General features: G+C 66.7%; 21 protein-coding genes. 8 read left to right on the forward strand and 13 right to left on the reverse strand.

What is annotated here, in order from left to right; translation table 11 throughout:
- Nucleotides 1–72 precede the first annotated feature (72 nt).
- The 3 genes from ABIC47_RS03445 (at nt 73) to ABIC47_RS03455 (ending at nt 1,072) form a co-directional block, all read left to right on the forward strand.
- Nucleotides 73–567 carry a MarR family winged helix-turn-helix transcriptional regulator gene (locus ABIC47_RS03445; RefSeq protein ID WP_018192281.1) on the forward strand — a complete coding sequence of 165 codons (495 nt, stop codon included), beginning with the start codon at nt 73–75 and terminating at the stop codon, nt 565–567.
- Nucleotides 568–636: 69 nt separating this feature from the next.
- Entirely contained in the window at nt 637–801 is a 165-nt protein-coding gene (locus ABIC47_RS03450; RefSeq protein WP_018192282.1) for a hypothetical protein, read from the forward strand.
- A 16-nt stretch (nt 802–817) separates the two neighbouring features.
- Nucleotides 818–1,072 carry a DUF6458 family protein gene (locus ABIC47_RS03455; protein WP_018192283.1) on the forward strand — a complete coding sequence of 85 codons (255 nt, stop codon included), beginning with the start codon at nt 818–820 and terminating at the stop codon, nt 1,070–1,072.
- Nucleotides 1,073–1,213: 141 nt separating this feature from the next.
- On the opposite strand, the gene ABIC47_RS03460 is transcribed toward ABIC47_RS03455, so the two are convergent.
- Entirely contained in the window at nt 1,214–2,611 is a 1,398-nt protein-coding gene (locus ABIC47_RS03460; protein WP_018192284.1) for a pyridoxal phosphate-dependent decarboxylase family protein, read from the reverse strand.
- A 123-nt stretch (nt 2,612–2,734) separates the two neighbouring features.
- Here ABIC47_RS03460 and ABIC47_RS03465 point away from each other — a divergent pair, with 123 nt between their 5' ends.
- Nucleotides 2,735–3,610, forward strand: coding sequence for an aminoglycoside phosphotransferase family protein (locus ABIC47_RS03465; protein ID WP_354477179.1), 876 nt, complete (start codon nt 2,735–2,737; stop codon nt 3,608–3,610).
- Between the two features lie 28 nt (nt 3,611–3,638).
- Here ABIC47_RS03465 and ABIC47_RS03470 read toward each other — a convergent pair whose 3' ends face one another.
- The 4 genes from ABIC47_RS03470 to ABIC47_RS03485 form a co-directional block, all read right to left on the reverse strand.
- Complete coding sequence (locus ABIC47_RS03470; protein WP_354477182.1) at nt 3,639–4,418, reverse strand: TRIC cation channel family protein; 780 nt, start codon at nt 4,416–4,418, stop codon at nt 3,639–3,641.
- Nucleotides 4,419–4,517: 99 nt separating this feature from the next.
- Entirely contained in the window at nt 4,518–4,850 is a 333-nt protein-coding gene (locus tag ABIC47_RS03475) for a DUF7882 family protein (RefSeq protein WP_018192287.1), read from the reverse strand.
- Nucleotides 4,851–4,931: 81 nt separating this feature from the next.
- Nucleotides 4,932–6,023: a fatty acid desaturase family protein gene (locus tag ABIC47_RS03480; protein WP_354477184.1), complete on the reverse strand. Its 1,092-nt coding sequence runs from the start codon at nt 6,021–6,023 to the stop codon at nt 4,932–4,934.
- 164 nt (nt 6,024–6,187) lie between these two features.
- Entirely contained in the window at nt 6,188–6,394 is a 207-nt protein-coding gene (locus ABIC47_RS03485; RefSeq protein WP_018192289.1) for a cold-shock protein, read from the reverse strand.
- A 438-nt stretch (nt 6,395–6,832) separates the two neighbouring features.
- On the opposite strand from ABIC47_RS03485, the gene ABIC47_RS03490 reads away from it, so the two are divergent.
- Nucleotides 6,833–8,044, forward strand: a complete 1,212-nt coding sequence (locus ABIC47_RS03490) for a nuclear transport factor 2 family protein (RefSeq protein ID WP_354477187.1) — start codon at nt 6,833–6,835, stop codon at nt 8,042–8,044.
- An 11-nt stretch (nt 8,045–8,055) separates the two neighbouring features.
- Here ABIC47_RS03490 and ABIC47_RS03495 read toward each other — a convergent pair whose 3' ends face one another.
- Nucleotides 8,056–9,429, reverse strand: a complete 1,374-nt coding sequence (locus ABIC47_RS03495) for an NAD-dependent succinate-semialdehyde dehydrogenase (protein WP_354477190.1) — start codon at nt 9,427–9,429, stop codon at nt 8,056–8,058.
- 237 nt (nt 9,430–9,666) lie between these two features.
- On the opposite strand from ABIC47_RS03495, the gene ABIC47_RS03500 reads away from it, so the two are divergent.
- From ABIC47_RS03500 to ABIC47_RS03510, 3 genes are all read left to right on the forward strand, one after another.
- Nucleotides 9,667–10,434, forward strand: a complete 768-nt coding sequence (locus ABIC47_RS03500; RefSeq protein WP_354477192.1) for a glucose 1-dehydrogenase — start codon at nt 9,667–9,669, stop codon at nt 10,432–10,434.
- 45 nt (nt 10,435–10,479) lie between these two features.
- A complete protein-coding gene (locus ABIC47_RS03505; RefSeq protein ID WP_354477194.1) occupies nt 10,480–11,811 on the forward strand; it encodes an NAD(P)/FAD-dependent oxidoreductase in 1,332 nt (443 codons plus the stop codon).
- A 93-nt stretch (nt 11,812–11,904) separates the two neighbouring features.
- Nucleotides 11,905–13,734: a thiamine pyrophosphate-requiring protein gene (locus ABIC47_RS03510; RefSeq protein ID WP_354477196.1), complete on the forward strand. Its 1,830-nt coding sequence runs from the start codon at nt 11,905–11,907 to the stop codon at nt 13,732–13,734.
- 86 nt (nt 13,735–13,820) lie between these two features.
- Here the strand turns inward: ABIC47_RS03510 and ABIC47_RS03515 are convergent, their stop codons facing one another.
- The 7 genes from ABIC47_RS03515 to ABIC47_RS03545 all read right to left on the reverse strand — a co-directional run bounded on the left by ABIC47_RS03515 (nt 13,821) and on the right by ABIC47_RS03545 (nt 17,963).
- Nucleotides 13,821–14,294, reverse strand: coding sequence for a DUF5085 family protein (locus ABIC47_RS03515; protein WP_354477198.1), 474 nt, complete (start codon nt 14,292–14,294; stop codon nt 13,821–13,823).
- Nucleotides 14,294–14,698, reverse strand: coding sequence for a hypothetical protein (locus tag ABIC47_RS03520; protein WP_354477201.1), 405 nt, complete (start codon nt 14,696–14,698; stop codon nt 14,294–14,296). The genes ABIC47_RS03515 and ABIC47_RS03520 overlap by 1 nt, the downstream gene beginning before the upstream one ends.
- A gap of 111 nt (nt 14,699–14,809) precedes the next feature.
- The gene (locus ABIC47_RS03525) at nt 14,810–15,658 is read right to left on the reverse strand and encodes a hypothetical protein (RefSeq protein WP_354477204.1); all 849 of its coding nucleotides are present in this window, start codon (nt 15,656–15,658) and stop codon (nt 14,810–14,812) included.
- A gap of 4 nt (nt 15,659–15,662) precedes the next feature.
- The gene (locus ABIC47_RS03530) at nt 15,663–16,901 is read right to left on the reverse strand and encodes a hypothetical protein (protein WP_354477207.1); all 1,239 of its coding nucleotides are present in this window, start codon (nt 16,899–16,901) and stop codon (nt 15,663–15,665) included.
- On the reverse strand, nt 16,892–17,245 hold the full coding sequence (locus ABIC47_RS03535) for a hypothetical protein (RefSeq protein ID WP_354477210.1): 354 nt from the start codon (nt 17,243–17,245) through the stop codon (nt 16,892–16,894). The genes ABIC47_RS03530 and ABIC47_RS03535 overlap by 10 nt, the downstream gene beginning before the upstream one ends.
- Nucleotides 17,242–17,511 (reverse strand): hypothetical protein, encoded by a 270-nt coding sequence (locus tag ABIC47_RS03540; RefSeq protein ID WP_020076676.1) that lies wholly within the window; start codon nt 17,509–17,511, stop codon nt 17,242–17,244. The genes ABIC47_RS03535 and ABIC47_RS03540 overlap by 4 nt, the downstream gene beginning before the upstream one ends.
- Nucleotides 17,508–17,963 carry a DUF4176 domain-containing protein gene (locus ABIC47_RS03545; protein ID WP_354477213.1) on the reverse strand — a complete coding sequence of 152 codons (456 nt, stop codon included), beginning with the start codon at nt 17,961–17,963 and terminating at the stop codon, nt 17,508–17,510. The genes ABIC47_RS03540 and ABIC47_RS03545 overlap by 4 nt, the downstream gene beginning before the upstream one ends.
- Between the last annotated feature and the right edge of the window lie 2 nt (nt 17,964–17,965).

Below are 17,965 nucleotides of genomic sequence, written 5' to 3' on the forward strand. Positions count from 1 at the left end.
TGGCCGTGAATCCGCCGACAGTCGGGTCCACCCCCGTTGCGCGGATCGGCGTTGCGGGCATGACTGGAGAAGGTGAAGCACGAACCGGAGACGCCGCGGCCGGACACGGCCGTGCTCGAGGCGTTGCAGGTCTACCGTGCGGCCGAAGCGGCAATGCGTCGCCGCACGGGGGCGGCCATGGGGATCGGCGAGAACGATCTGCTCGCCCTCCGGCTCATCCTCGACAACACGTCGGCCGGCCGACCGACCTTCGCCAAGGACATCAGCGCCTACCTCGGCGTCTCGAGCGCATCCACCACCCTGCTCATCGACCGGCTCGTGCGCGACGGATTCGTCGAACGACGGCAGAGCACCGTCGACAAGCGCTCCGTCGAGCTCGTCCCGACGCTGGCCGCGCAGGGCGACACCGGCCCGCTGCTGGCCGCGGCGCAGGAGCAGATCGCCGCCGCGACCGCCGAGCTCAGCCCGGACGAAGCCGAGACCGTCACGCGCTTCCTCACCAAGATGCGCCAGACCGTGGACCGCATCGCCGCCGAACGAGCCGCTGCTAGGCCGAAACGAACCTGAAGTCAAGGGGATTGCTAGGCAATTGAAGCAGTTGTTGTGTGGAGCGCGTCAAGGAAAGGACACTTCTCCATGAACATCCTGCTCATCGTCATCGCCATCATCGCGATCATCCTGCTGCTCACCGGAGGGTTCGTGCAGTCGCTGAACTTCCTCCTCTGGGTGGGAATCATCCTGCTCGTCCTGGCTGTGATCGTCTGGCTCGTGCGACTGCTCACCGGGAGCCGACGGGTCTAGGCCCGGAGGTCACCGGATGAGCCTCGGCGCTGGCATCTTCCTGGTCGTGGTGGGCGCGATCCTCGCGTTCGCCATCAACGTCCAGGTGGCCTGGATCGACCTCCACCTGGTGGGCTACATCCTGATGTTCGCCGGCGTCATCGGCATCATCATCGGGATCGTGCTGCTCACTCGGCGTCGCACCTCCGTCGCCACCACCCGCACGGCCGTCGATCCTGCGACGGGCGAGCGCGTGACGCGCCGGACGGGCGAGTCGGACGACATCGTCTGACACCCTCCCTTCTGGAAACGTGGAAGACCCCGTGCCTCCCGGCACGGGGTCTTCTGTTGCGCGGTGGAGCTCAGGGCAGCGCGGAGCGGTGCCGCGACCCCAGCGCCGAGGGAGCCTGCGACCGAGGTCCGAGGGGGACGCTCACTCCATCGAGTCGAGGATCCCCACCAGGTTGTCGAACGTGGTCAGCGGGTTCAGGATGGCGAAACGCGTGTTCGGCCGGCCCGCGTGCGAACTCGGCGTGACGAACGCGCGCTGCTCCTCCAGCAGCCGGGCGGACCACACGGCGTAGTCCTCCTTGGTCCAGCCGTCGCGCTCGAAGACCACGACCGAGAGCTGGGGCCGTCGCACGAGGCGGAAGCCGTCCCGCTGCTCGATCTCCTCGGCCACTCGCTCGGCCAGCCGGATGGATGCGGTCACCGCATCGCGGTAGGCCGCGGCTCCATGAGACGCCAGCGAGAACCAGAACGGCAGTCCGCGGGCCCGGCGGGTGAGGTGCGCCGCGTAGTCGGAGGGGCTCCACTCCGTGGTCTCGGTCAGCGTGTCGAGGTACTCGGCGTGCTGGGTGTGCGCCCGTCGGCCGGCCTCCGGGTCGCGATAGATCAGGGCGCAGGCGTCGAACGGCGCGAACAGCCACTTGTGCGGGTCGACGATCACCGAGTCCGCGCTCTCCACCCCGGCGAAACGGTGGCGGGCCAGCGGCGAGAGCATCCCCGCGAGCCCATACGCGCCGTCGACGTGCAGCCAGAACGAGAAGTCCGACTTCAGGGCGGCGATCGACGCGATGTCGTCGACGATGCCGAAGTTCGTGGAGCCGCCCGTGGCGACGACCGCGAACACCGCGTCGCCGTACTCCTCCAGTGCCGGACGAACCGCATCTCCGCTCAGCACGCCGCTCTCCCCGGGCGAGACGGCGACGACGTCGACATCCATCACCCGTGCTGCGGACGAGACCGACGAGTGCGCCTCGGAGCTGCAGACGATCACCCAGCGACCGGCCGGGTTGCCGCGCTCGGTCCGGGCCGCATCCCGCGCCGCCACCAGGGCGGAGAGGTTGCCGAGCGTCCCGCCCTGCACGAAGACGCCGCCGGCCGTCGCGGGCAGCCCGAATTCGGCCGCCAGCCACGCCAGCACCTGGTTCTCGGCGTACACGGCGCCGGATCCCTCCAGCCAGGAGCCGCCGTAGACGGCGCTGGCCGAGACGACGAGGTCGAACGCGGTGGCCGCTTTCGTCGGGGCCGTCGGGATGAACGACAGGTAGCTCGGGTGGTCGGTGGTGATGCACGCGGGCGCGAGGACGTGCTCGAAGAGGGCGAGCGCTCGCTCGGCGCCGATGCCGTTCTCGGAGACGGTCTGTCCCGCCAGGCGGCGCAGCTCGTACTCCGGCAGCGGCTTGTCGAGCGGGGTGTCCTCACTGAGGATGCGCCGGCGCGAGTAGTCGAGCACCAGGTCGACGAGTTCACGGGTCTCCGGTGTCACCGCGTGCATGCGGTCGTGCGGCTGAGCGGGCTGCTGAGTCATGGAACCTCCGATCGCCATGCTTTCACAAAGAACCCGCATGAGTTTGGCGCTGAACGCAACTCTCTTGCTCGTTCAGCGCAGCATTCGGATATTTCGAGCGCCCCGCAACAGCCGATCGGGCGGCCTGCTACGGTCGAGCGGGTGAGTGACACTCCGGCCGCCGACATCGCCACCGACGCCCCGCTGGTCGCCCGGCTGCTCGCGGAGCAGCATCCCGACCTCGACGGAGAACTCCGGCTGGTGAGCGACGGCTGGGACAACCAACTGTACCGGCTCGGCGACCGTCTCGCCGTCCGCGTCCCGCGCCGGGAGGCCGCCGCGCACCTCATCGAGCACGAGCAGCGCATGCTCCCCGGGATCGCAGAGCGCGTGAGCGTCCGCGTGCCCGTCCCCGTTCGCGTCGGTGTCCCGTCTGCGACATTCCCCTGGCCATGGAGCGTCGTGGAGTGGTTCGACGGCATCGACGGCGCATCCGTCGGCGCCGCGGGCCGTGTCGGTCTGGCCGAGCCGCTGGCGCTCTTCCTCGGCGAGCTCGCCGTGCCCGCCCCCGAAGCGCCGCACAACCCGGTGCGCGGGATCCCGCTCGCGGCGCGCCGAGATGCCGTCGCGACCCGGCTCCGCTCGCTGTCCGGCCGCATGGAGGTCGCCGACCTCGAACAGGCCTGGCGCGAGGCCCTCGACGCTCCCGCCTGGGACGGGCCTCCCCTGCTGCTCCACGGCGACCTGCATCCCGGCAACCTGCTGCTCGGCCCGGACGGCGATCTGACAGGGGTCGTCGACTTCGGCGACGTCACATCCGGCGACCCGGCCACGGACCTCGCCACCGCGTGGCTCACCTTCGACCGGGACGCGCGGGAGCGGTTCCGCCGTGCACTTCCCGTCACGCCCGACACGGCGACATGGGCGCGAGCGCGCGGCTGGGCGGTGACGATGGCGTCCGCCCTGGCCATGGCGTCGGACGACAACCCGCGGATGGCGGCGCTGGCCCGGCACGCACTCGCGCAGATCCCGGAGTAACGCCCGAGTTCCGGCCAGCAACGCCCGCTCAGGCGGCGGGCTCCTCGTCGACGGCGAGACCCAGCATCCGCAACTCCTCCTGTGAGCGCCCCGAGAGCTTGCGACCGAGCAGCGGGCGCCGGTCGGCATGCACCTTGAGGCCCCTCGGCCCGCGGGCGAGCGGCTCCTCCCATCCGCGGTACAGCGCAACAACGCGGAAGGTGAACCCGAGCAGGAAGGCGGCCCCGACGCTCAGCCAGTACGGCACGCCCGCCTCCGAGAGCACGATCCAGACGAATCCGGTGCCGACGGCCGTCGCGACGAACCACTCGCCGCGCACGAACTGCTTGGGCGTGACACCGCTGGTTACGTCGATCAGATAGCGGCCCGCGGTCGGTGCGATCACGGCGATCGCGAGTGCGCCCACGATGGGATAGCCGGCTTCCGTCGCCTTCTGCGCTCCGATGATGGCGTACCAGGGTAGCGAGAACGACGTCATGAACTGGAAGAGGCCCTCGCGGAACAGCTGGCCGTGCGCATAGGCGATGAGGTAGCCGACGACACCGGCCGCGACGCTGAAGACCAGGTAGGCCGGGTTGACGAAGGCGGACGGTGTCTCCTGCAAGATCACGTCCCGGATGACCCCGCCCGCGATTCCGCCGATGACGGCCATCAGGATGATGCCGACGAAGGTGTAGTTGCGATAGTGGTCCGGTCGCCGCGCGAGCAGGGCACCGTTCAGAGCATTCGTCGTCGCCGCGATCAGGTCGATGAGGGTGCCGCCACCGGAGAGCGACCACGTGCCGAAGGTGAACTCGGTCGGATGCATCTAAAGTCTCCTGCCCGCGACGCAGTGCCGCCGCAGACACACGCTAACGAGGCAGCGCGGCGAGCGAGAGACAGCGCCGTTCGCGATTTCGACCGCGCCCTAGATACCCCGCTCGTGGGTGGACCCGACGACCGGCTGGCCGTCCTCATCCACGGCGATCAGACCGGAGGAGCTGGCCGCCGCTGCCGCGAGGCGCTCGATCCAGTCGCGGTCGAGTGTCGGCGGTCGTGAGCCGCTGAACCGGAAACGCAGGGGGATGGACGGATCGATCCAGACGGTCGAGCGACCGTCGCCGTTCTCCGCGGTCTCGCGCCAGCTCAGAGCGAACGACTCCTTGCGGCGCAGCTTCGACACGATCACCACTTCGAGGTGCGCGAGGACGCGATCCTCGAACGTGATCATCGTGCTGCTGTCGTAGACCATGTATCCCATCGGGCACCTCCAGCCAACACCGTACGCCAAGACGCACGTTCGTTGGCTCGACGATGTCCGGGGGGACGCGCGGAGGGAAGGTCAGGCCCGGCGGTAGGCCCCGGCGGCCGGGCAGTCGAACGGGTCGCGGGCCGCGAGGCCGACGCGGTTCAGGTACTGGATGACGATGGTGTACGACCGGACGAGCGACGTCTCGGTGTACGGCACCTCGTTCGCCGCACAGTGCGCGATTGTCAGTTCACGAGCGCGCGCCAGGTGCGGCCGCGGCATGCTCGGGAAGAGGTGGTGCTCGACCTGGTGGTTGAGACCGCCCATGAGGATGTTCATCCACCATCCGCCGCGGATGTTGCGGGAGGTGCGCACCTGCTTGTCGAGGAAGCTGACGCGCGAGCCCTCGGGCAGTTGCGGCATGCCCTTGTGGTTGGGGGCGAAGGACGCCCCCATGTACAGGCCGAACACGGCGAGCTGCACTCCGAGGAACGCGAAGGCGACGCCGACCGGCATCAGCAGGAAGACGGCGCTGAGGTAGATGCCGAATCGGATGAAGATAGCGGAGAGCTCACGGCCGCGGCCGGGGACCGGCGCCTTGCCGAAGAGGGTCCGCAGCGACGTGAAGTGGAGGTTGACGCCCTCGAGCAGCAGCAGCGGGAAGAAGAGGTAGCCCTGGCGACGCGTCAGTGCGCGCAGGATACCCGTGGACCGGGCGGCGTCCGCCTCGGTGAACGAGATCGTGTCGCGGGCGATGTCGGGGTCTTTGCCGATGGTGTTCGGGTTGGCGTGGTGACGGGTGTGCTTCGTCATCCACCAGTGGTAGCTCATGCCGACCATCCAGGTGGCGAGGAAGCGCCCGGCGCGGTCGTTGGCGGGGCCGGAATCGAACACCTGACGGTGCGAGGCCTCGTGCGCCACGAAGGCGAGCTGGGTGAAGATGATGCCGAGCGCTCCGGCGATCAGGAGGACGAACCACGAGTCGCCCAAGAGGACGATCCCGGCGAAGGCGCCGGCGAGCGCGAGGATGAGGACCGCGAACGTGGTGATGTAGAAGCCCCGGCGGCGCTCGAGGAGACCCTCGCTGCGAACCTCCGAGAGGAGTTCGCTGTACGTGCTCGTGACGGACGGCCGGCCGGAGCGGGGCTTGGTGGTCCGGATCGGACCGAGAAGGGTAGCGGTCACTCTTGACCTCCGCTGTGTCAGACGACTTCCCAGCCGAGGTGTTGGACGTTTCGCCCTAGATTCTCGAAGCATATGCGCCGTTCCTGGGCGCCAGCACCGAGATATGCCCGAAGGGGCTTGGGATCGATGCGGGACCGGCGAACCGGCCCCGCATCGAGGACCGGTCAGACCGGTCGGATGTTGGATGCCTGGAGGCCCTTGGGGCCGCGGGTCACCTCGTACTCGACCTTCTGATTCTCGGCCAGGTTGCGGAACTCGCCCTGCGACGCGATCTCGCTGAAGTGGGCGAAGACGTCGGCCGTGCCGTCATCCGGGGCGATGAACCCGTAGCCCTTCTCCGTGCTGAACCATTTGACGGTACCTGTGGCCATCGTTTCTTCCTTCTTATTTGGTGTTGGGGACCATGACGGTCCCGTTCGCCGCGCAGAGAGCGCGGACGGCTGAGCGCCACGACGGAATGGAGCGGTCGTGACGATTCGTCGGGGAGGGAGTGGCCCTCGCCGGAGAGCTGAACGGCTGATGGAGCCGGACGGAGGGTGAGATACTTTTCCTTTTTCGCGGCCGTGGCTGCGGGTACACATGCGCACACGTCACGAGGAAGGTGCGCTCAATCGACCCGGTGCGAGACGTCGTCGGCTGACCGGGTTCCCGCAAGACTACAGGACATCGGCCTCCAGCGCGCGAATCCCTCGTTTTCACCCTCCAGAGGACTGGATTGTGGACCGAGGACTGATATTCTTGAAAAGTTTCTGATCGACGCCCATGTCTTGGGCGGTATCCGATCGTCATCACATCATCAAGGGGGAATATTGAGCGACCCGACCGTGCCCGCAGACGACCACGACAAGGCTCCGGAGGGCACACCGGCCGCATCCGAGCCGACCACACCCGAACAGCCGGCCGCACCCGAGCAGCCCGCCGCACCCGAGCAGCCGGCGCCGCCGACCCAGCCGGTCGCTCCCGAGCAGCAGGCCGCCTACGCGACCGCGCCCGGCCAGCAGCCCTACCCGGGCGCCCAGCCGAACCGGTACGCGCCGCCGGTCGGCGAGAAGAAGAAGCCGGCCGTCCCGCGGTGGGTCTGGTGGGTCATCGGCGGGGCCGTCGCGTTCGCCGCCGTCGTGATCGTGGCGATCGTTCTCATCGCGAACCTGCTGGGCGGCAGCGGCGCCAAGTCGGTCGCGCAGGACTACCTGAACGACATCGCCAAGGGCAACGCCTCGGCCGCCAACAAGCTGGCGCGGGTCGACTCCTCGGAGGACGAGAACTTCCTGCTCACCAACGCCGTCCTGGGCAAGGCGCAGCACATCACGGCGCCGGTCGTGAGCCGGACACTGACCAGCCGGAGCTCCGACCTCACCCAGGTGAGCGTCACGTACAAGCTCGCGGGCAAGACCTACCGCGGGACCATCGAGCTGGATAAGGACGACAAGGGCTGGTACGTCAGCCGTGGGCTGACCTACCAGCTCCCGTTCGTGTCGTCGAGCATCCCGGGTTACTCGGTGCCAGGCGCGGACCACTCGCTGACGTCGAAGGACTCCGAGGTCGTCGCTTACCCGGGCGTCTACAGCATCGAGGCGCCGAACAAGTACTACGAGCTGGCCGGCTCCCCCAAGCTGACCGTGGCCGCCGACTCGTACCAGGTGAAGGACCTCAAGCTCACCCCGTCGCAGGCCTACCTCGACGAGGTGCAGAAGCAGGTCGACGCCCACTACGCGGAGTGCGCCACCAAGACGTCGTACTACGACGTGGAGGACTGCGGCATCGACCTCAGCTACCCGAGCAACATGGCCGTCTCGAAGTCGACGGTCGCCGTGAAGGTCGACGAGTCGCCGAAGGTCGAGATCAGCGACGACTCCGACTCCTACTACCAGTTCAAGATCGGCCCGGGGAAGTTCTCGGCCGTGATGACCGGCTCGGACTTCAGCGGCAACCCGGCGAGCGAGAACCTCACGGGCGAGGCCGGCTACATCAGCGCCGACATCAAGATCGACGACGACAAGGTCGTGGTCACCTTCAACTGACCGCGAAACGACTACCAGTCGTTCCCCACGCGGATCAGCTTCTTGTTGACGAACTCGTCCGCACCGAACCGGCCCAGCTCGCGACCCGAACCGGAACGCTTGACGCCGCCGAAGGGCAGCTCGGCGCCGTCGGCCAGGACGACGTTGACGAACACCATTCCGGCCTCGATGCGGTCGGCGACGCGCGACGCCTGCTCCTTGTCCGTCGTGTACAGGTAGGAGCCGAGCCCGAACGGGGTGTCGTTGGCGATGCGCACGGCGTCGTCCTCATCCTTCGCGCGGTACACCTGCGCGACCGGGCCGAAGAACTCCTCCTTGGAGGCGGGGTTGTCGGGTGTCACGTCGGTGAGCACCGTCGTCTCGAAGAAGGCGCCGTTGCGGCCTCCGCCGCGCACCAGCTTCGCGCCGTTGTCGACAGCGCGCTTCACCTGCTCGTCGAGGTTCTCCGCCGCCTTCAGCGACGAGAGCGGGCCGAGGGCCGAGTCCTCGCTCGTCGGGTCGCTCGCCTCGACCTCGGAGAGCTTCGCGGTGAACTTGTCGAGGAACGGCTCGTAGAGCTCGTCGATGACGACGAACCGCTTGGCGGCGTTACAGGACTGACCGCTGTTGTCGAGGCGCGCATCCACCGCGTTCTGCACAGCGGCATCCAGGTCGTCGGTCGAGAGCAGGATGAACGGGTCGGACCCGCCCAGCTCCAGCACGACCTTCTTCAGGTTGCGGCCGGCGATCTCGGCGACCTTCGCGCCGGCCCGCTCGGAGCCGGTCAGCGAGACGCCCTGGACGCGCGGGTCGGCGATGACGGTCTCGATCTGCGGGTGGCTGGCGTAGATGTTGACGTAGGCGCCCTCGGGGAAGCCGGCGTCGAGGAAGATCTGCTGGATGGCGGCGGCCGACTCGGGGCACTGCTCCGCGTGCTTCAGCAGGATGGTGTTGCCGATCACGAGGTTCGGTCCGGCGAACCGGGCCACCTGGTAGTACGGGAAGTTCCACGGCATGATCCCGAGGAGCACGCCGAGCGCCGATCGGCGGACGACGGCCGACCCGTCACCGTCGAGCAGCTGGATGGGCTCATCCTTCAGGAACTCGTCCGCGTGGTCGGCGTAGTACTCGTAGATCGCACCGGCGAAGTCGACCTCGGCGAGCGCCTGCTCGACGGGCTTGCCCATCTCCTGCACGATGATCTCGGCGAGCTGCTGCCGGCGCTCCACGTGGAGTTCGCCGACACGGCGGATCAGTGCGGCCCGCTCCTGCGTGGTCGTCGACCGCGACCAGGTACGGAAGGCGTGGTCTGCGGACGCGATCGCCGCCTCCAGGTCGGCATTGCTGATGGTGTCGAAGGTCTTGACCGTCTCGCCGGTGGCGGGATTGGTCACGGCGTAGCTCATGGCGCTCCTCTTCTTCGCTGAAACGGGTCTCTTCTTCGCTGAAACGGGTGTGGCCCATCATGACAATACGGCTTCCGAAGCACCTGTGACCCGCCACATCGTCCACGCGTGTGGGCATGCGTCGACATGACGTACAGCGCGTCGGCATCATCGGCCATCTCCCCTGCGGACCCTCGCAGGAACCGTTGCAATCGGGCGACCGGAGCGTTCAATGGTGGCTGATCGAGGGAGGTGCTCGTGGACCTGCACGGGAAGAGCGTCGTCGTCACCGGCGGAAACAGCGGGATCGGAGCGGCGATCGTCCGTTCGCTGGCCGCCGCGGGAGCGGCGGTCGTCATCGACTACGTCTCGCGGCCGGAGGACGCCGCCGACCTGGTCAAGGACATCGTCGCGGCGGGCGGTCGCGCCATCGGAGTGGAGGCGGACGTCACCACGACCGCGGGCATCGACAAGCTGATCCGAACGGCGGTGGACGAGTTCGGGCAGTTGGATGCGTTCGTCAACAACGCGGGCATGGAGCTGCGGCACAGCCTGCTCGAGGTGGACGAGGAGACCTTCGCGAAGGTGATGGCCGTGAACCTCACGAGCGCGGTGTTCGGGACGCAGCGCGCGGCGAAGCGGTTCATCCAGCAGGGAACCGGCGGGGTGGTCGTGAATGTGTCCTCGGTCCACGAGGACTGGCCGATGCCCGGAAACCTCAGCTACTGCGTATCGAAGGGCGGGATGCGGATGCTCACGCGCACCGCCGGTGTCGAGCTCGGACCTCAGGGCGTCCGTGTGGTCAGCGTCGCGCCCGGCGCGGTCGACACGCCCATCAACGCGGCCACGATGAAGGATGACGCGCTGCGCCAGAAGCTGGAGAACTCCATCCCCCTCCGCACGGTCGCCGAACCCTCCGAGATCGGGGATGTCGTCGCGTTCGTGGTCTCGGATGCCGCGAAGTACATGACCGCGACGACGGTCTTCGTCGACGGCGGCATCATGCACGGCAGCGTGGGGCTCTGACGGAGCGCGAGGGCACGCCACCGGAGAAGGAAAGGAGCGAGAGCGATGACCGAACCGCACATCCTTATCCTCGGCGCAGGGTTCGCCGGGTTCACGCTCGCGCGGGACTTGCGTCGCGACGCCGCGGCCCACCGCCTGCGCGTGACCGTCGTGGAGCCCGAGCCATACCTGACCTACAAGCCCTTGCTGCCCGAGGTGGCGGGCGGCGAGACCCAGGCGCGCGACTCGGTCGTGCCCCTGCGCCGCCCGCTCAAGAACGCCGACATCGTCGCCGGGGCGCTCCAGTCGGTGGACACCGGCGCCAGGGTCGCCGTCGTGCGGACCCTCGACGGCACCGAGCGGGCTATCGCCTACGACCACGTCGTGTTCGCCCTGGGCGCCGTCACCAAGACGCTGCCCATCCCTGGGCTCGCCGAGACCGCGATCGGCTTCTCCAGCGTCGAAGAGGCGGCATATCTGCGCGACCACGTGCTGGAGCGCATCCGCTTCGCCGCCGCCACCGGCGACACCGCAGAGCGGAAGCGGGCGCTGGCGTTCGTGTTCGTCGGCGGCGGGTACACCGGCGTCGAGGCGATCGCGGAGCTGCAGCGTGTCGCGGCTGCCGAACTCGACCGCTACAGGGAGCTCGACGGCGAACGGATCAGCTGGCTGCTGATCGAGGTCGCCGGCCGGATCGCCGCCGAGCTCCCCGAGCAGCTCTCCGCCTGGACCCTGAGGCTGTTGCGCAAGCGCGGCATCCACGTGCTGCTCCACACCGAGGTGAAAAGCTGCGAGCACGGCGACGTCGTGCTCAGCAACGGTGAGACGCATCCCACCGACACGCTCGTATGGGTGGCCGGCGTCACTCCCAACCCGGTGCTCGACCGAGCGGATGTGCCGCGCGGTCCGAAGGGGCACGTGCAGTGCAACGCGAGCCTGCAGGCGGTCCGCGACGACGGCACGCCCCTCGACGGCGTGTGGGCTCTCGGAGACGACGCCCAGGTGCCCGATCTGCTGGCCGAGAAGCAGCCCGCCTACTACCCGCCGAACGCGCAGAACGCGATCCGGCAGGCACGGGTGCTCGCCGGCAACCTGCGGCGGTCGATCGCCGGCGAGAGCCTGACCGAGTACCGTCACCGTTCGCTGGGGACGCTCGCCAGCTACAGCGGCATGCGCGGGGCCGCCGTCGTCCGCGGCATCCCCCTGCGCGGCGTCGCGGCGTGGGCCGTCGACAAGGTCTACCACGCGATCGCCCTGCCCAGCCTCTCGCGACGGTTCCACCTCGTGCTGGGGTGGGTCGGCAATGGACTCACCCCACGCGATGCGGCGCCGGTCGGCACGGTGCAGGAGCCGCGGGAACGGTTCCGTGAAGCGGCCGCCGCGCAGGAGAAGAACTGATCGACGCCGTCCCACCCCGTTGACCCGGGAGTCTCGGGGCGTTGGATGGCCATGTGCGCGCGAACGATAGGACGCGCGAAAAGGAGAGACAGCATGACGACGGTGAGCGAGTTCGTGATCGAGCGGATCCGGGAGTGGGGCGTGCGGCGCGTGTTCGGATTCCCCGGCGACGGCATCGGCGAGTTCGACGGCGCCCTCGGCAAGGCGGAACGGGCCGGGGAGGGCGTGGAGTACATCCGTCCGACGCACGAGGAGATCGCCGCGTTGATGGCGACGGCGCACGCGAAGTTCACCGGTGAGGTCGGCGTGTGCATCGCCACGTCGAGCCCGGGCGGGTTCCACCTGATCAACGGCCTGTACGACGCGAAGATGGACAACCAGCCCGTCGTCGCGATCGTCGGCCAGCAGGGCCTCGACTCGCTGGGGACGTTCAACCAGCAGGAGAGCCACCTCGAGCGGACCTTCTCGGATGTCGCCGCGTACGTGCAGACGATCGTGTCGCCCGCGCAGGCGCAGGCCGTCGTCGACACCGCGTTCCGGACCGCGATCACCCGGCTGCAGCCGTGCGTGATCATCCTTCCGCACGACGTGCAGGGGCAGAAGATGGTGGAGCCGGGGCCCGAGATGTGGCAGTCGCGTTCGAGTGCTGTGGCGCCATCCACCGCTATCGCTCCCCCGCTGGAGCAACTGCAGGCCGCCGCCGATCTGATCAATGCCGGCGAGCGCGTCACGTTCCTGGTGGGCGCCGGGGCGAACGGCGCGACGGCGGAGGTGCTGGAGGCGGCGAAGCTCGCCGGTGCCGGCGTCATCACCTCCCTCCGCGGGAAGCAGGTCGTGCCGTCGGACGTGCCGTTCCACACCCAGCAGCTGGGGCTCCTCGGCTCCCGGCCGAGCTACCACCAGATGAAGGAGTGCGACACGCTCGTGCTGCTCGGCACGAACTATCCGTACGGGCAGTTCCTCCCGGCGACCGGGCAGGCGCGGGCCGTACAGATCGACCTGCGGCCCGAGCAGCTCGGCCTGCGGTACCCGACCGAGGTGAGCATCTGGGCGGACGTCAAGACCGCCCTCACCGGACTCCTCCCCCTGCTCACCCAGAAGGAGGACCTCTCCTGGCAGGAGAAGGTCGTCGACGACATGCGGACGTGGGACGACGAGCTCGCCGCCCAGGCCGACCAGACCTACGACGACGGAGTGAACCCGCGCCGGGTGTACGCGGAGTTGAACAAGCGGCTGCCCGCCGGCGCGATCGTCACCGCCGACGCGGGCACCACCGCCGACTGGTACGGCCACTACATCCGGCTTCACGACGGGATGCTCGGCGACCTCTCGGGCCGCCTCGCCACGATGATCGCAGCGATGCCCTACGCGGAGGCGGCGAAGTTCGCGTATCCCGACCGGACGGTCGTCTGCACCATCGGCGACGGCGCGTTCCAGATGCTCGGGATGAACGAGCTCATCACCATCAAGAAGTACCTGTCACGCTGGTCCGACCCGACCTTCATCGTCCTGGTGCTGCACAACGACGACCTCACGCAGGTCTCGTGGGAGATGCGCACCGAGGACGCCAACCCCGTCTGGGAGACCGCACAGGCCGTCGAGTCCGTCGACTACGCCGGGTGGGCGCGCCTCCTCGGCTTCAACGGCATCACCGTGACCGACGACGACGATGTCGCCGCCGCGTGGGATGCCGCATTCGCCCACCGCGGCGTCACGCTGATCGACGCGCACACCAGCAAGAACGTGCCTCCCCTCCCCCCGCACATCACGGCCGAGTTCGCCAAGAACACGGCGTTCGCGCTGCTGAAGGGCGACCCGGACGGGCTCGGCGCCATCAAGGACTCGGCGACCTCGCTGGTCACCGAGGGCGTGGCGCGCGTGAAGGGGGTGCTGCACCGGGAGCGCGGCGACGAGGAGGGGTGAAGCGGCCGCCCGCACGAGCCCGACCTACTGCATCGGGGTGTGTACGAGGTTGTGCTTGTTCCGTACTGCCTTGGTGCGCAAGCTCATCATGGGGCGCTCTGGTCCGGGTCGACGTACCCGACATAGACCAGGACGAATGGCGACGGGTCCTTTTGGAACACGTGGTAAAAGGGCGAATTGATCTCCAGATCGTTCGCTTCCAACGTCGCCAGAAGCTGCGCGTAGACCGCTTCTGTCTGCTCCTCGAATTCACCCTTGACGATCCCTCTCAGGAGAGGGGAGACGTCGACGTACGAATGAAACAGAAAATCCTCGTGACGCGGGAAGGTGCCTTGCCGAATCGGGAGGAACGTCTCGATATCGACCATCTCGTCCATTGGCACGTTGTTGAGACTGTAGAAGAGCGGCCCCACGGGTTCGCAGCCGGTCGCCTCGACCCGGGACACGAACTCGTCGAATTGCGCCGCCATCTCCGTGTAGTGACACTTTGTGCGATGGCTCACCACGTTCTGAAAGGACAGTCTTTCACCGAACGCCACGTCATGAAACGGTGTGGCCATCAACGCTTCTCCACGTGCGCGTATAGGTCGAGCACGGACTCGCCGTAGAAGTCGAGGATCACGTGATAGACGCTCTGAAGTCTCGATCCTCCTACTGCCACCGCCTCCTCGATCGCGTGGTACGGCAGTGGCTCCTCGACATCCCAGTGACGGTAGAAGTAGTCGGTCTCCAGCTCTAGGCGCTCATGGAATTCGAATCCGCAGTGGCGGTCTCCGACCATGTTCACACGATTACCCAGAGTGGTCATGAGGGTGAACGTCTCCGATCCAGGAAGTCCCCGAAAGACCATTGGGCCCGTGGTGTAGTAACCGTTGTGCACCAGAACCTCACGGAAGTAGGCGGCAGTGCCGTCGACGATGTCCAGAAGCTCGTCGCCCTCGTGTAGGTCGAGCGTGTAGCTCACGACGTTGTTCATGCTCAGCGTGCGCGGTTGGAGTTTCACGGTGAGTCCTCATTTCTCGTTGTCTCGTTCAGAACCGTTCACGATGTGCGGCGGGTGAGCCGGGAACCGCGGTCACAGAACGTACTTGGCCAGTACCCAGAACAGAGCGAGAGCCCCCGCTATCCCCACAACCCAGAGGATGATCTTCCTGGCAAGCCTCAGGCGCACTTCCTTCGCCACGGGGCGAGGAGGACGCTCCCAGTAGTCACGATCCTTCGACTTCAGATAGGCGAGGTACGCGAACTCGACCGGGAGACTGGGTATTACACAAGCAAAAAGGAGCAACCCGAGCGCACCAGCCGTGTTCACGAGATACTGCCCAGACGTCACCACGTTGGACACCACCGCCACCAGTCCGAAGGCAATCCAGAACATCGTGGACCGATTGGATCGGGACACAGCTAGGAAGTTGCCCATCGTGCGCTTCTCGGAATGCCCGATTCGCAACCGACGTCGCAGCAGGAGGACGTGCACCGACGTCGAACCGGCGACAATCACCACAGTGATGATGCCTACGGTGCTGAAGAGCGTCGCATAGAACTGCTCTCCTCTTGCCTGGGAAAGCGTTGCTATTGCGAGTGCCAGCAAACATAGGCAATAGACGAGGATCACTGCCATGCCCGCCATGACCATTGAGGAAAGCACCTGGGCTCGGTAGCTCACACCCTTGAGCAGCACCGACAGCAATAGGCAGATTGCGCTGGTCCAGATGAGCACAACGTTGATGGCCGAGAGGGACGAAAGTACGCCGTAGCCCTCGAATGCACTGGGAGCATTCAACGGCCCAACGTTCGCCGCAAAGAGCACCACAATTGTGGGACCTGCCAAAGCAGGCAGCATGGCGATGGATCCGCGAGTGTTGGCTAAGGCCTGGAAATACGCACGGTTCGCCTCGGCGATAGTCGGCTTCTTCTCTTGCATCATGTCAGCGGTAGGTCTTCTTGATCATCTCTTTGGCGGCATCAGTCGCTGAGGGACCACCGCCCCATTCGATGTTCAGCGCCAAACCCACCACAAACCCGGCCACCGCTCCAACGATGGTCCCAGCCGGAGGCACAATGAGCGAGCCGATTGCGGCGCCCGCACCGGCCGCGGCCGCCGCGCCCGCGAGGTCGACTCCGGTATCGACGGCGAAGTCCGGCACATCATTACCCTGCACACCGTCGCCGAAGTACTTGTCAGCGTTGGACCCGACGGTAAGAACGGTGCCGGCAGCGCCAGAAAACTTGCCGAGCTTGCTGAGATTAGAGGTGCCCTTCCACCCGGTGAAGTCGTCGATGGGAGCCTTGAGCGCAGCGCTCGCGCCTGCCTTGACCGGCTGCAAATAGTGGTCGATCCGCGTTCCGGCTGCGGCGTTGAGGCCCTTGCCCCCGCTGTAGAGATACTTACCCTTCGGGTCGTACAGAAACGTCTTACCGACCTTCAGACGGCCCTTGCCGTCAGCCTTGATCTTCCCGCCCGCGAGATACTCGAGGATTTCCTTCCTCGTCGCCGCGGCCCCCAGCGCGCTTCCGGTGGCTCCGAGGACGTCGAGCTTCATACCGGGCATCACAGCCGGCTCGCTCAAGCTCTTCAGCAGGGCGATGACGTCGCCGGTGGCAGCTGCCAGGTTCTCGAGCCGCCCCATGAAGAGACCCTTGGTCGCCGCAGCGAAGTCGCGCAGCGCTTTGAGCTTGTCTTCCAGTTCGTGGATGTCCTTCTCGAGCTGGTTCAGTACCAACTCCAATTGAGCGTTCTTCGCCTCCAACGCTTCACTAAGGCCAGGCACTGCCGTCGATGAGTCCGCGGCACGTTCGTGGACCTCGATCTGGTGTTCGGTCGCGTCGCGCTGCTTTTTGGTCGCCCTGAGTTGAGTGTTCAGCTCATCCTCTTTGAGCACCCCGAACCTGCTCACCTTGGAGTCTTCGCTCGTATAGGTTTCGAGCTCGCCAGAGATCGAGTCGATCTCGTCCTTCGCCTCTTTGACGCACGGCGCGATGATCTGCGCGAACAACGAATCGACTGCCGTATAGCCCTTCCCGGACAGCTCCCCGGTGCCCAGAGCGGTGGTCAGACGGCTGGACGCGCTACTCAGCTTCGTCAGCACGGCAGACGCGGCTGTGAGGTTCGCCGACAGTGCGGCTTTGAGGTTTCCCGAGTCGCCCGAGTCGTAAATCAAGCCCATGACATGCCCGCTTTCTCTCGCCGCATGCGTTCCAACTCTTCTTCGGATGACGAGCGGATGCCGCTCGCTGTCTCCTCGAAGAACTCGGCCTGTTCATGCGCCAGTTGGCCGACGTAACTGTCGACCTCTCGTCTCGCCACTAGGTCCTTCTTCACGAAGTAGTTATCCGCGCCCATAGCGATGCCGGCTTGTTCGAACAGGGCCGTGTTCTCCCGCATCACTCGCCGGTAGTCGTCCCACTGCTCCTCGAGCACACGAATCGTCGCCAACCGCTCGGCCGTGTTGTCCTCGTGAGCCCGAATCCTCTGCTCGATCTCGATCTGCTGTGCACTCAGATGCCTCATCGCGCTTCGCACCAGCCGCTCGCGTCCTGCTTGTCCCGATCCTCGATCTCGGCCGCAAGGGCGGTTACGTTGCTCGCCTGACCTTTCACGCCGGACGCGAGTTCAGAGATGCAGTCAAGCAGCTTGTTCGCGACGCTTGATCCGTCTTGCATGCACGAAACGTTGCTCACGCTCAGGGTCACCTGCTGCCCTCCCCCGCTCGTATCAAGCTCCGCGAACCCCGAGACGGCCTCCTGTGCGGCACCGACGTTTGATGCGACCTTCACGACTCACCTTTCCTGTCTTGCTGCTGGACCAACCCCCGAAGTTCGAAGAACGGGTCCGCGCGAACCCGCGCCATGTTCTCGATCTCCTCGCTTTGGACGGCATCGGCGATGTCCGTGAGGGCACCCGCGAACTGCTTTGCCTGCGTCGTCTTGCGACGCCCGTTCTCCATCTGGTCGAGAAGATCCATGAGAAATTCCGTATCAGCGGCATCAGTGTAGCCATGATGAACAACAGTATGGATTTCAGTGGCCACAATAGGGAACGTCTCCCTGTCCGGCGCCTCACCATAGGGATGCGGACCTACCAGGTAGCGCGGAACGACCTCGTTCCGCGTGTTATCCGGCCGGAACGCTCCTCTCGCCAGAACGACGAACAAGCCCGAAGCGCTCTCGGTCTCCAGCCGAACGATGGACCCCAAGCCCAGGAGGTCGCCCGTCATTTCGAGGGTCATCG

It is taken from the genome of Leifsonia sp. 563 (genome assembly GCF_040545055.1).
GTDB lineage: Bacteria > Actinomycetota > Actinomycetes > Actinomycetales > Microbacteriaceae > Leifsonia.